Annotated in this window: 12 protein-coding genes and 2 tRNA genes; 8 read left to right on the forward strand and 6 right to left on the reverse strand. The window is 72.9% G+C overall.

Features of this window, described 5'->3' with window-relative positions; translation table 11 throughout:
• Positions 1 to 6 precede the first annotated feature (6 nt).
• The 4 genes from ACWD12_RS06425 to ACWD12_RS06440 all read left to right on the forward strand — a co-directional run bounded on the left by ACWD12_RS06425 (position 7) and on the right by ACWD12_RS06440 (position 3,053).
• A tRNA-Arg gene (locus ACWD12_RS06425) sits at positions 7 to 79 on the forward strand.
• Between the two features lie 104 nt (positions 80 to 183).
• Positions 184 to 256: transfer RNA gene (locus ACWD12_RS06430), tRNA-Leu, on the forward strand.
• Between the two features lie 188 nt (positions 257 to 444).
• Positions 445 to 1,917: an SDR family NAD(P)-dependent oxidoreductase gene (locus ACWD12_RS06435; protein WP_450098588.1), complete on the forward strand. Its 1,473-nt coding sequence runs from the start codon at positions 445 to 447 to the stop codon at positions 1,915 to 1,917.
• On the forward strand, positions 1,911 to 3,053 hold the full coding sequence (locus tag ACWD12_RS06440; protein ID WP_450098589.1) for a ribonuclease inhibitor: 1,143 nt from the start codon (positions 1,911 to 1,913) through the stop codon (positions 3,051 to 3,053). Before ACWD12_RS06435 ends, ACWD12_RS06440 begins: the two co-directional genes overlap by 7 nt.
• Before the next feature lie 308 nt (positions 3,054 to 3,361).
• Here ACWD12_RS06440 and ACWD12_RS06445 read toward each other — a convergent pair whose 3' ends face one another.
• A complete protein-coding gene (locus tag ACWD12_RS06445; protein WP_450098590.1) occupies positions 3,362 to 3,955 on the reverse strand; it encodes a PadR family transcriptional regulator in 594 nt (197 codons plus the stop codon).
• 430 nt (positions 3,956 to 4,385) lie between these two features.
• Here ACWD12_RS06445 and ACWD12_RS06450 point away from each other — a divergent pair, with 430 nt between their 5' ends.
• Both ACWD12_RS06450 and ACWD12_RS06455 read left to right on the forward strand, forming a co-directional pair.
• Positions 4,386 to 4,997: a hypothetical protein gene (locus ACWD12_RS06450; RefSeq protein ID WP_450098591.1), complete on the forward strand. Its 612-nt coding sequence runs from the start codon at positions 4,386 to 4,388 to the stop codon at positions 4,995 to 4,997.
• Between the two features lie 108 nt (positions 4,998 to 5,105).
• Entirely contained in the window at positions 5,106 to 6,032 is a 927-nt protein-coding gene (locus ACWD12_RS06455) for an LLM class F420-dependent oxidoreductase (protein WP_358356240.1), read from the forward strand.
• Between the two features lie 176 nt (positions 6,033 to 6,208).
• Here the strand turns inward: ACWD12_RS06455 and ACWD12_RS06460 are convergent, their stop codons facing one another.
• From ACWD12_RS06460 to ACWD12_RS06475, 4 genes are all read right to left on the reverse strand, one after another.
• Complete coding sequence (locus ACWD12_RS06460) at positions 6,209 to 6,667, reverse strand: VOC family protein (protein ID WP_358356242.1); 459 nt, start codon at positions 6,665 to 6,667, stop codon at positions 6,209 to 6,211.
• A 113-nt stretch (positions 6,668 to 6,780) separates the two neighbouring features.
• Positions 6,781 to 8,016, reverse strand: a complete 1,236-nt coding sequence (locus tag ACWD12_RS06465; RefSeq protein WP_358356243.1) for a pyridoxal phosphate-dependent aminotransferase — start codon at positions 8,014 to 8,016, stop codon at positions 6,781 to 6,783.
• A 92-nt stretch (positions 8,017 to 8,108) separates the two neighbouring features.
• On the reverse strand, positions 8,109 to 8,912 hold the full coding sequence (locus ACWD12_RS06470; protein ID WP_450098592.1) for an SDR family NAD(P)-dependent oxidoreductase: 804 nt from the start codon (positions 8,910 to 8,912) through the stop codon (positions 8,109 to 8,111).
• 119 nt (positions 8,913 to 9,031) lie between these two features.
• The gene (locus tag ACWD12_RS06475) at positions 9,032 to 9,538 is read right to left on the reverse strand and encodes a nuclear transport factor 2 family protein (RefSeq protein ID WP_450098593.1); all 507 of its coding nucleotides are present in this window, start codon (positions 9,536 to 9,538) and stop codon (positions 9,032 to 9,034) included.
• Between the two features lie 130 nt (positions 9,539 to 9,668).
• Here ACWD12_RS06475 and ACWD12_RS06480 point away from each other — a divergent pair, with 130 nt between their 5' ends.
• Both ACWD12_RS06480 and ACWD12_RS06485 read left to right on the forward strand, forming a co-directional pair.
• The gene (locus ACWD12_RS06480; protein ID WP_450098594.1) at positions 9,669 to 10,265 is read left to right on the forward strand and encodes a GNAT family N-acetyltransferase; all 597 of its coding nucleotides are present in this window, start codon (positions 9,669 to 9,671) and stop codon (positions 10,263 to 10,265) included.
• Positions 10,266 to 10,370: 105 nt separating this feature from the next.
• The gene (locus ACWD12_RS06485; RefSeq protein WP_450098595.1) at positions 10,371 to 10,751 is read left to right on the forward strand and encodes a DUF4259 domain-containing protein; all 381 of its coding nucleotides are present in this window, start codon (positions 10,371 to 10,373) and stop codon (positions 10,749 to 10,751) included.
• Positions 10,752 to 11,008: 257 nt separating this feature from the next.
• On the opposite strand, the gene ACWD12_RS06490 is transcribed toward ACWD12_RS06485, so the two are convergent.
• Positions 11,009 to 11,782, reverse strand: a complete 774-nt coding sequence (locus ACWD12_RS06490) for a siderophore-interacting protein (RefSeq protein ID WP_450098596.1) — start codon at positions 11,780 to 11,782, stop codon at positions 11,009 to 11,011.
• Positions 11,783 to 11,807: the final 25 nt, after the last annotated feature.

The raw sequence follows: 11,807 nt of genomic DNA on the forward strand, positions 1-11,807 counted from the left end.
CGCAGTGGGCCCGTAGCGCAGCGGCCGACGCGCCTGACTTCTCATCAGGAGGACGCCGGTTCGAGTCCGGCCGGGCCCACTGCGGGCGCGAGTGCGCTGCCGTTGTGCCTGGCGGGGCCGCTGCGGCCGGGGGAAATCCCGGTGCCCGGAGCGGCTTTGCGCCGGTACCTTGACGGCACGCGCGGGTCCGTAGCGCAGTGGTCGTCGCGCCCGTCTCAAGAACGGGAGGACGCCGGTTCGATCCCGGCCGGGCCCACCGGCGGCCGTACGGTCGCCTCCGGGCACGAGCACACGAACACACGAGCACAACAGACCTGGCCGCACGACCGACAGAAGGCGACCGCCATGACGCACGCAGCACCGGCCGGGGCACGGCGCCCCGATCCCGCAGAGCCGTAGGTACCGGCCGCTCCGACCGTCCACTACCCCAAGGGGAGCGCCGCGTTGACCGAGACGACTCCGGCACCCCCTGTGGTGCCGTCCATCCATACCCCGACCACGACGACCGCCCCGGGGGCAACGACCGACGGGGCCGCGCGCAACCCGACGGCCCACAACCCGGGTCCGGGCACCGCGCTGGACGCGTGCCTGGCACAACTGGCCGCGCTGGAGGACCTGGCCCCCGACGACCCGGTGCGCCGCCGCATCGAGCTGGCGGTCACGGCCTTCGTGAACTCGGGCCGCAAACGGCGCCGCGCCGAGCGGAAGCGCACGCGTGCCGCCGAGCGCGCCGAGGTGTTCGCGCGTACCGCGACCGGCGCCGACGACCGCGTCGACGACGAGCCGCTCGACGATTCGGCGGCCGACCCCGGACCCGTGGGCACCGTCCCCGGGCAGCGCTGCTACGTCTGCAAGCGCATCTACAGCGTGATCGACGCCTTCTACCACCAGCTGTGCCCGCGCTGCGCCCACGAGAACCGGGTGCGCCGCCGGGCCCGCGCCGACCTGGCCGGGCGCCGTGCGCTGGTCACCGGCGGTCGCGTCAAGATCGGTTTCGAGCTGGTGCTCAAGCTGCTGCGCGACGGAGCCGAGGTGATCGTCACGTCGCGGTTCCCGCACGACACGCGGACCCGCTTCGCGGCGGTACCCGACCACGGCGCGTGGTTCGACCGGCTGACCGTCGTCCCGATCGACCTGCGGGACCCGGGCCGGCTGATCGCGTGGTGCGACGAACTCGTGGCCGAAGGACGCCCGTTGGACATCCTCGTCAACAACGCCGCGCAGACCGTGCGGCGTCCCCCGGAGTCGTACGCCCCGCTGCTCGCGGCCGAGCGCGCGGCACTCGGCGCCGCGGCCTTCGAGCCGGTCACCGCGGTCGCGCCGGCGGCACCCGGAGGCGCCGACAAACCGCTGCCGCAACTCGTGTCCGCGGCAGGCGGGTTGGCACTGCCCCTCGATGCCGCCGGACTGCTCCCCGACACCTCGCCCGCGAACTCGTGGTCGAGGCGAGTGCACGAGATCGACCCGGTCGAGCTGCTGGAGGTGCAACTCGTGAACGTCACCGCACCGTTCCTGCTGGTGAGCCGCCTCCTGCCACTGATGCTCGAGTCGCCGTACGCACGCCGCTACATCGTCAACGTCTCTGCCGTCGAAGGGCAGTTCACGCGGCACTACAAGGCCCCCGGCCACCCGCACACGAACATGGCGAAAGCCGCGCTCAACATGCTCACGCGCACGAGCGCGGAGGATCTGGCGCGACACGGCGTCTACATGACGAGTGTGGACACCGGGTGGATCACCGACGAGAAGCCGTTCCCGGACCGGGAGCGGGTGGCGCGTGCCGGGTTCCGCACGCCGCTCGACATCGTGGACGGCGCGGCACGCGTATACGACCCGGTGGTGCGCGGCGAGCAGGACCCGGGCGCGGAGCCGCCGTTCGGGTGCTTCCTCAAGGACTACGCGGTGGCGCCGTGGTGACCCGGGACCGCTCCGACGGCGCCGACCTGGCGCCGCTCCTGTCCCGGCTCGCGCAGGACGGGCCGGTCGCCGGGCGCCTCGACTTCCCGGTCGGGACGCTGCTTCCGGACGGTCGCCTGGACCTGTGCAAGCAGGACCTCGGACCGGACGGCGGGCGCGTGGTGGCCGCGGCGCTGCGCCCGGGCGGGCCGGTGCGGCATCTGCTGATGGGCACCGACCTGCTGGGCGACGCGGGTGCCGTCGCGGTGGCGCACGCTGCCGCCGGGGCCGGGGTCGACACCGTGTACCTGGGGTGCAACCTGATCGGCCCCGAAGGCGCGGACGGGATCACGGCGGCGTTACGCGACCGGCCCGGTGTCTCGGGCCTTTGGCTCAAACGCAATCCGTTGGGCGGGGCGGGCGCGCGTACCGTCGCGGCACTGGTCCGCGACGGTACGCCGCTCACGACCGCCGACCTCGTGCAGACCGGCCTGACCGCGGCCGATCTGCCGGAGCTGGTGGACGTGCTGACGGCTCCCCCGCAAGGCGTACACCGCGTCGAGCGGCTCTTTTTGACCGGCAACCGGCTCGGCCCGGAGGCCGGTACGGTGCTCGCCCGATTGCTCGGAGACCCTTGCGGGCTGCGGGAGTTGTACGTCTCGGCCACGGCACTCGGCGACGCCGGCCTCCTCGCGCTGCGTACGGGGCTCGCCCGCGCCGCGCGTACCGCACCGGGCCGCCTGCGGCGCCTCGCCGTCGGCGACAACGGGGCCGGCCCCGACGCGGTGGCCGCGCTGGTCGCGGCCGCGGTCGACGCGGGCGTGGCGGTGCTGTCGGTCGGCGGCGTACGCGCATCCGGTTTCCTCGGCGCGGCGTCGAACCGCCTGGACGACGCGGCGACGGGGCGGATTGCCGGGGTGCTGGCCGAGCGCGGACACGCGCTGGTCTATCTGGACCTGCACGGCACGGGCGTGACGAGCCGCGGCGCCCTCGCGCTGGAGGCGGGGCAGGAACGGGCGGCGACGGAAACGCACTTCGTGCTGGGATCGGGCATCGCCCGGTCGGTCAAGCGGCGTCTGTCGGCCCGGGGGCTCCCGGCCGCGCCGATGGTTCCGGACGAGGTCCGGGCGATCCGGTCGGTGTACCGGACGGCGTGAGCGAGGCGCCCGACTCGGACGCAGAGGCGGAGGCGGCCCGTTTCGGGGCTGCCGGTGCGCTGCGCCCCGACGGCACCGGGCACGCGTAGACCCCGAGGCCGAGACCCAGGCCGAGGCTGACGCCGACGGCGAGGGGACCGGGGCGGCGGTCGAAGCCGGTCGCGGAGGCGGGTGCTGCGGCGGTCCGCGACAAAGAGTGCGGGTGGCCGGGACCCTTCAGCCGGTCCCGGCTCACCGCTTCTCCGTCCCGCGCACGGCCGTCCCAGGGGCGGTGCCCCGGCGGGGCGGCACGTCTCGCGCGCCCACGGTTAGTCGGCCTCGGCCAGGATCAGGTACAGACGCTTGCGGGCGTCCGCCATGACCTCCAGGGCCTTGGCCCGCTGGTCCTCGCTGCCGGTCGCCATGACCTGGCGCAGTGCGTCGCCGACCTGGAAGACGGCGGTGCGGACCTCGTGGAACGCCTCGCGGTCGAAGCCCTGGTTGACGGCATCCCACGGGGCTGCGCCCTCGGGCTGCGCGGCGGCCTCCTCGCGGCCGGCGTCGGTGAGCGAGAACAGCTTCTTGCCGCCGGACTCCTCACCGGCGATGACGCCCTCGTCCTCGAGCAGCTGGAGCGTGGGGTAGACGGAGCCGGGGCTCGGCTTCCACGCGTCCTGCGTGCGCTCGGCGATCTCGCGGATCATCTCGTAGCCGTGCATCGGCCGCTCGGCCAGCAGGGCCAGGATCGAGGCGCGGACGTCGCCGCGCCGGGCCCGGCCGCGTCCCCGGCCGCGCGGGCCGTGGCCGCCGTGGCCCCGCCCGAAGCCGCCCGGACCCCACGAGGGGTCGGGGCCCCACGGGCCGAACGCCGGACGTCGCATCTCTCGGTCGCCCCATGCGGGGCGGTGCTTCTTGGCATGCATGATGGCTCTCCTTCATATCGCGAACCCTTCGCGATGTTTCAACGATATATCGGAACACGCTCACGATGCAACCCCGACTTTCCTCGCAGTGATTCACCCGTTTTGCGGCACTTGCCGACCGCGTCGGCCGCGCTCGCGGGACGGCCCCCGCAGCCGTCCGAACGACACCCGGAACTCCCTTTCCCGCCACAGGGGTTGACGGCCCTTATCCGGGTACATTTCGGGCAAGTGCCATGAGCGAACACGGCACGAACTCCGGCAGGTAGGCCCGCCGCGCCCCGGCACCATGCGGCGGACACCGCGCGACCCGCGGCCTCCGATGATCGGGGTGTGTCCGGAAACGCCCTAAGATCGTCGGGACACCGAGGGTGACCGAGCCGTCGCACCGTGACGTACGGGCACGCCTGCCGGATTCGCGAGGGAGAGCACTGTGTGGGTCTGGCTCGGGGTCGGTGTGGCCGGGTACCTGGCGCTGATGTGCGTCGTGGTCCTCGCCCTGCGGGGCGCCAAGGCCCGCAACGCCGCCGAACGTGCCGCCGACGCGGCCGACCCGGAGACCCCCTGGTACGCGGGGTCCGGCGACCAGGGCCACCCCGGGGACGCGGCGGCCCCGACGGCGGTTGCCGCCGAAGCGGGGGCCGACGGCTACCGTGACGAGGCCGAGCCGCCGACTCCCCCGGAGACTCGGGAGATCGCGGGACCCGCGGAGGACGCCAAATCCGCCGAAACCACCGAAACCACCCAGCCGCCGTCGGGCGCGGTGGCGGACCGCGAAGCGGACGCGGAGACGACCGGAGAAGCCGCCCCGGGCACGCATCCGGACGCGCGTGCGGACCATGAGCCCGGAACGGACACAGAGCCGCGGCCCGAGGCCCGCGCCGAGCCCTCAGGCGGGCCCGTGACCGGGCCGTCTGCCGATCCGGGCTCCGATGCCGCGACCGCCGCGCCTCCCGGCGCTCCCCGGCAACGCGGCGGCGAACCGGGGGTCGGCCCCGCCCAGTCGCCCGCGGCCCCCGCGTCTCCCCGCCGCCCGGTTCGCTGAGGCCGCGAGGCAGCGGCCGTACGCCCGTGCCCGCCTCGCATCCGCCTCGCGCGAGACAACTCGCGGCCCGCTCCTGACGGATCGTCAGATGCCTGCTAGCGTCGGCCCATGTTCCTCTCGCTTGGTCTCCCGACCCATCTGGTCGACGCCGGTGCCGATCTGATCAGCGCCGAGGCGGTCATGGAGATGGCCCGTGCCGCCGAGACGGCGGGCTTCGACGCGGTCTTCACCACCGACCACCCCTTCCCCGGGGACACCTGGCTCGCGCACGGCGGCCACCACACGCTGGACCCGATGGTGACGCTGTCGTTCGCCGCCGCGGCCACCACCACTTTGCGGATGCATACGAACCTGTTCGTGCCCGCGTACCGCAACCCGTTCGTGTCCGCGAAGATGATCTCGTCGCTCGACGCGCTGTCGAACGGCCGGGTGATCCTGGGTGTCGGAGCCGGCTACCTGGAACCCGAGTTCGCGGCCCTGGGCGCCGAGTTCGAGGGCCGCAACGACTATCTCGACGAGGCGCTGCGGGCGATGCGCGCCGCGTGGACCGGCGAGTCGGTGACGTTCGAGGGCACCGGGTACACCGCGGTCGGCAACACGATGCTGCCGCGCCCCGCCCAGCAGCGGATCCCGGTGTGGGTCGGCGGCAACAGCAAGCGGGCGATCCGCCGGGTCGTCGACCTGTGCGACGGCTGGCTGCCGATGCCCGCGCCGGCCAAGGCGTCCAAGAGCCTCAAGACGCCTGGCATCGAGTCGCTCGACGACCTGCGCGCACGTCTCGACTACGCGCGCGAGTACGCCGAGTCCGTCGGGCGCACCGACCCCATCGACGTCATCTTCATGCCGCGCGGGCTCAGTATGTTCTCGGGCGCCGACATCGACGCCGACGCGGTTGTCGAGGACCTCGCCGAGCAGGCGGCGGCCGGCGTGACCGGCGTGACCATCGCGCTCCCGGCCCGCACCCGCGCGGAATTCCTGGAGCAGGCCGCGTTCTTCGGCGAGCGGATCGTCCCCGGGGTCAAGAAGCTCCCCTGAGTCGGAATCCGGGTCCGAATCCGGGCGCGTGGAACGGTGCACGCCGGGACCCGCAACTCCGCCCGACGTAGGGCGGTTTGCGGATCCCGGCGAGCGGCGCGGTCAAGATCGCCGGGTCGGACCAAGGCTGACCACACCAGATCACCCCAGATCAGGTCAGGTCGGATCAGGCCGGATCAGGCCGTCGGTACCGGAGCCGGCACCGGGTCGACGCCGAAGACCCACGGCGCGAGCACGATGATCCAGCCGTCCGGGTCCGCGAAGCAGACGCAGCCGCGCTCCGGCCAGTACGGGTTGGCGGCGGCCACCGGCTCGTGCCCCGCGGCGCCCAGCCGGGCCGTCGCCGCGGCCACCGCGTCCGGACCGGACATGTACAGCACGAGCTGGTTCTCCGGGTGCGGTTCCGGGATCACCGGCGGGTTGCCGTGCTGGGTGATCTCCAGGTGCACCGCCGCGCCCGGCAGCCCGACCAGCACGCCGTCGTACCCCGCGTGGCCGTCGTCGCCACGCCAGCGGGCCAGCACCGGCAGCCCGAGCGCATCCGCGTAGAAGGCCACCACCTCGTCGTAGCGGGCGGTGGGCCGGGCGAAGCGCACGGAGCCTACGGGCAGGTGGGCGGGCCATTCGGTGCTCATGATCGGGAACCTAGCACGCGTCCTGGCGCGCCCGAGGGACGCCTGTCACCGGGCGGTACGACGCTCGGCGCGGGCCTCTGAGCGGTCTCTGAGCGCGGGTCCCGGCGCGCGGGTCACTGCCGGTAGGACCCGATGAACTTCCCGATCCGCGTGACCGCGTCGTCGAGGTCGTCGACGTGCGGCAGCGTCACGATGCGGAAGTGGTCCGGGGTCGGCCAGTTGAAGCCGGTGCCCTGCACGACCAGGATGCGTTCCTGCAGCAGCAGGTCCAGGACGAACTTCTCGTCGTCGACGATCGGGCACACCTCGGGGTCGATGCGCGGGAAGGCGTACAACGCCCCGCGCGGCTTGACGCAGGTGACGCCCGGGATGGCGGTGAGGAGTTCGTACGCCTTGTCGCGCTGCGCGAGCAGTCGCCCGCCCGGGAGGATCAGTTCGCGGATGCTCTGGTGGCCGCCCAGCGCCGTCGCGATCGCGTGCTGCGCGGGCACGTTGGCGCACAGCCGCATGTTGGCGAGGATGTTCAGGCCCTCGATGTAGTTCTCCGCGTGCGTCTTCGGGCCGGACAGCATGAGCCACCCGGAGCGGAACCCCGCCACCCGGTACGCCTTGGACAGCCCGTTGAACGTCAGGCACAGCAGGTCCGGCGCCAGCGACGCGAGGGGGACGTGCACCGCGTCGTCGTACAGGATCTTGTCGTAGATCTCGTCGGCGAGCAGCAGCAGGCCGTGGCGGCGCGCCAGATCGACGATGCCGTCCAGGAGTTCGCGCGAGTAGACGGACCCGGTCGGGTTGTTCGGGTTGATCACGACGATCGCGCGCGTGCGGTCGGTGATCTTCGCGGCGATGTCGTCGAGGTCCGGGAACCAGTCGGCGCTCTCGTCGCACAGGTAGTGCACGGGGGTGCCGCCGGAGAGCGAGACGGCCGCGGTCCACAGCGGGTAGTCGGGGGCGGGCACGAGGACCTGGTCGCCGTCGTCCAGCAGTGCCTGGAGGGCCATCACGATCAGCTCGGAGACGCCGTTGCCGAGGTAGACGTCCTCGACGTCCACCCCGTGGATGCCGCGCTCCTGGTAGTGCTGCACGACCGCGCGCCGGGCGTGGAACAGCCCCTTGGAGTCGCAGTACCCCTGCGCGGACGGCAGCCCGAGGATCATGTCGTGCAGGATCTCGCCGGGAGCCTCGAAGCCGAACGGCGCGGGATTGCCGATGTTGAGCTTGAGGATGCGGTGGCCTTCGTCCTCCATCCGCTTGGCCTCGTCCAGGACGGGACCGCGGATGTCGTAGCAGACGCCGGCGAGTTTGGCCGACTGCCGAATCTGACGGTACGGCAGTTCCCTGGTGCTCACCGGCTGGTCCTCCCCGAGATCGCGTGGCGTATCGGGCGAGTCTCCCATATCGCCGTGTGCGCTCCGTCGGGAACGCGCCGGGTCGGCCCGCGTCAGCGGCGTCCCATCTTGGTCAGGAAGTCGCCCAGGAACCCGTTGGGGTCGGCGTTCTTGGCCCGTGCGGTGGCCGCGTCGCGCTCGGTCGCGTACGTGACGAACACGTCCGTGCCCAGGCAGTCCAGCAGCGCCGACGCGACCTGTTCCGGCGTCGCGGCGGTGGCGGGGTCGACGGGGAAGGGCGGGTCGTTGTTGTCGCGCTCGCGGCTGAACTCGGTGGCGGTGGTCCCAGGCACGAGAAGGTGTGCGGACACGCCGCTTCCGGCGAGTTCGAGGTAGAGCGCCTCGGTCCACAGCTCGACGGCGGCCTTCGACGCCGCGTACGCGCCCGCGCCCATGCTGAACATGTGGACGCCCATGCTGGACAGGTTGACGACGTGTCCGTGACCGCGTTCCAGCATGCCGGGCAGCAGCGCGGCGGTCAGGCGTACCGGCGCCTCGAAGTTGACCGCCATGACCTCGCGCAGGTCCTCGGGGGTCAGCTTGGCGGCGCGCCGGCGCTTGGGGATGCCGGCGTTGTTGACGAGGACGTCCACACCGCCGAGTTGCTTGGCGGCGTCGGCGGCGAAGGCCTCGATGCCGTCCAGGTCCGCCAGGTCGACGGGCAGCGCGACCGGCAGGCCGGCCGAGCCCGGCGCGTGCTCGCGGCACTCGGCCAGCACCTCGGCGAGCCGGTCGGCGCGCCGTGCGGCGAGCCCCACGGTGGCGCCCTCGCGGGCGAACGCGACCGCCGTCGCGGCGCCGATGCCCGACGAAGCTCCGGTCACCAGTACGCGCTTGCCCTCGAACCGTCCCGCCATCGCCGCCGCTCCCTGCCCTACGTAGCCCCACGTGTCCGGTGGAGCCGATCATGTGCCGGTCCGCCCGGTGTTGCAAGAGCTGACGGTACGTCAAATCACCCGTCGGCGCCCGTCGCCCGTCAGTCCGTGACCGCGCCGAGCCCGCCCGGCGCAAGGTGGTGCGGGAACGCGAACACCTCGGCGCGGCCGGTCGTCCGGGCGAGCGACTGGTAGCGCCGGTGCGTGAAGCGCCAGCGGTTCGTCCGCGGCTCGCGCCGGTACTGGTCGTGGTAGACGCCGAACGCGTTGGTCCAGTGCCCGTTCTCGCGGTCCTGCCGCAGTTCGCAGATGTACAGACGGCCCTCGGCCGCGTCCGGGTCGCCGCCGACCGACGTCTCCACGCGCGCGTTGAGCGGCACGAACTGGAAGAACTCGAAGCGCTCGATGGCCCCCGAGATGAACCCGGAGACACCGTCGGGACCCGCCAGCCGCAGCGGTTCGCCGACCCCGGTGTCGACCACCACGACGGCGGCGGGGTCGAAGATGTCCGCGAACTCGGCCCACGCGCGGCGGCTGACCGCGTCGGCGTACCACGCCTGGAGCCGCGTGACGCCGACGTAGTCGACGGTCTCCTGGTCGAAGCCCATGTGCCCGTCCTCCCTCTGGAACGGCCGTCCCGGGGGATCCGGGGCGTGCGGCCGCACCGGCGGACAGCAGACCGGATACCGGCGGAAGGATCAAGGGCGATCCGCCGTCCGGGATGACAGGATCGGCTCCATGACCTCGCCCGCCTCCCCCGCCTTCTCGGCGCGCCCGCCCGCCCCCGTCGTGCTGCCGCTTCCGGACGCCCCGGTACGCGTGGCCGGACTCGGTCTCGTCCTGCGCGAGTGGCTGCGCGAGGACCTGCCCGCGATGCGCGACGCGTTCGACAACCCCGAGGTGGACCGCTGGACGCCGCTGCCGTCGCCGTTCGACGACGCGGCCGCCGCCGACCGGCTGGCACGGGCCGAGACGGACCGGGTGTCCGGTACGCGCCTGTGCCTCGCGGTGACCGAGGACGGCGGGCTCGCACTCGGCGAGGTACTGATGTTCCCCGACGCGCACCACCCGGGCGGCGCCGAACTCGGCTACGGCATCAACCCCAAGTACCGCGGGCGGGGCCTCGCGTCGCGCGCTGTCCGGCTGTTGACCGACTTCGCGTACGGCACGCTCGGCATGACGCGCGTCGTGCTGCGCATCGACCACGACAACGACGCGAGTTCGGCGGTGGCGCGGGCGACCGGGTTCGTACCCGACGGTGCGGAGCCGGTGGTCGAGATGTCCAAGGGACGCGAACACCGCCTCGTCACCTGGGTGCATCCCGGTCCGGCCTGATTTCTCACGCCCGGGCCGCAGGACGCAACCGACCACGAGGCGGGAGCGGTGGCTGTCGCACCGACGACGTACAGTCGCCGCCGACCGTCAATCCGAAGGAGAATCGTGGGTACGTGGGGCAGCGGCAACTTCGACAGCGACACGGCGGCGGACCACCTGGCGGACGTCATGGCACGCCTGATCACCGAGGTCACCGAGGCGATGGCCGGCGATCCGGTCGAGATCGAACCCGACGAGTACTGGGGGGTCGCGGTGCCGTGCAACCTCGAGATCCTCCACCTCCTCGCCCAGCAGGGCCACGTCGGCACGGAACTGCCGAAGGCGGCGGTCGTGGCGGAGTGGAAGACCGCCTTCATGGCCGTCTGGGAAAGCACCATCGACGGCCTGGGCCCCTCCCCCGCCTACAAGGACGAACGCCGCGCCGTCCTCACCGCCACCTTCGACCGCCTGACCCAAACCTGCACCGCCCGCGAAGCCGACCTCTGAGCAGCCCGTTCCCCGACAGCGCGAGCTGTCGGGGGAAGAGCGGCGACGTGCCGGGGCGGTGCGGGGGCCGGGGACGTTACGTGGGCGGATCTGGGGTGGGGGCGGGTTGGATGAGGTCCCAGCGATTGCCGTAGAGGTCGCGGAAGACGGCGACGGTGCCGTATGCCTCGTGGCGCGGCTGTTCGGTGAGTTCCGATCATGCCGTACGGGGGTCGCGCGGGCAGGCGTGTCCGGGCTGCCGGTGGGCGGTGGACTCCTTACTCCATGCCCTTCTTGCCCGGCGTCCAGAACGGCTTGACCAGCACTGACCGGCGGGGCCAGCCGCGGTCGCGGACCAGGTGCGCGCGTACCGCCTGCACGGTGCGTGCCTCGCCCGCGACGTAGGCGACGCCGGGCTCGTCCGGCAGCGCGAGCCCGCGTACCGATTCCACCAGGCTGTCGGAGGACGCGGCCGATCGGTCGCCGCGCTCGGTCCAGGCGATGCCGTCGGCCCGCGGCAGCGGCAGGCGGTCGTCCTCGGTGGCGGTCTCCACCGCCCCGAACACCCGCGCGTCGTCGCCGAGCGCGGCGAGCATCGGGCCGAAGGCAACCTGGGCGGTCTCCTCGCCTACGAACACGTGGTACGCCGCCTCCCGGCGCGGTGTCATCGACCCTTCGGGCTTGCCCAGCCGCACGCTCAGGCCGGGTTCCGCCTCGCGGCCCCAGCGCCCGCCCGGGCCGGTGCCGCCGTGGTCGAACACGCACAGGTCGAGCACGCCGGACGCGTCGTAGTCCCACACCGAGTAGGTGCGCAGTACGTCGCCGAGCGCCCCCGGTTTCCAGGAGGAGGCGGCGAAGAGTTCGTTGACGTGGAGGCGTACCTGCTGGCCCGGTGTCCAGGCGAGACCGGCCACGCCCTCACCGCCGATCCGTACGCGGCGCATCCGTGCCGCGATCTGCTCGACCTCGGTGACGGTGCCGCGCGCGAACATACGGTCGAGGAGGCGGCTGCCGAGGCCGCGGGTCGGTGCGGTCCCTGCGTCGTGGGTCATGGAGATACTCCCTCTATGCAATCCC

It is taken from the genome of Streptodolium elevatio (assembly GCF_053592165.1).

Excerpts from the sequence above, each read along its gene's own strand:
- ACWD12_RS06445 (WP_450098590.1), bottom strand. The coding sequence starts at position 3,955 with ATGCATGCCAAGAAGCACCGCCCCGCATGGGGCGACCGAGAGATGCGA.
- ACWD12_RS06455 (WP_358356240.1), top strand. The coding sequence starts at position 5,106 with ATGTTCCTCTCGCTTGGTCTCCCGACCCATCTGGTCGACGCCGGTGCC.
- ACWD12_RS06460 (WP_358356242.1), bottom strand. The coding sequence starts at position 6,667 with ATGAGCACCGAATGGCCCGCCCACCTGCCCGTAGGCTCCGTGCGCTTC.
- ACWD12_RS06470 (WP_450098592.1), bottom strand. The coding sequence starts at position 8,912 with ATGGCGGGACGGTTCGAGGGCAAGCGCGTACTGGTGACCGGAGCTTCG.
- ACWD12_RS06475 (WP_450098593.1), bottom strand. The coding sequence starts at position 9,538 with ATGGGCTTCGACCAGGAGACCGTCGACTACGTCGGCGTCACGCGGCTC.
- ACWD12_RS06480 (WP_450098594.1), top strand. The coding sequence starts at position 9,669 with ATGACCTCGCCCGCCTCCCCCGCCTTCTCGGCGCGCCCGCCCGCCCCC.
- ACWD12_RS06490 (WP_450098596.1), bottom strand. The coding sequence starts at position 11,782 with ATGACCCACGACGCAGGGACCGCACCGACCCGCGGCCTCGGCAGCCGC.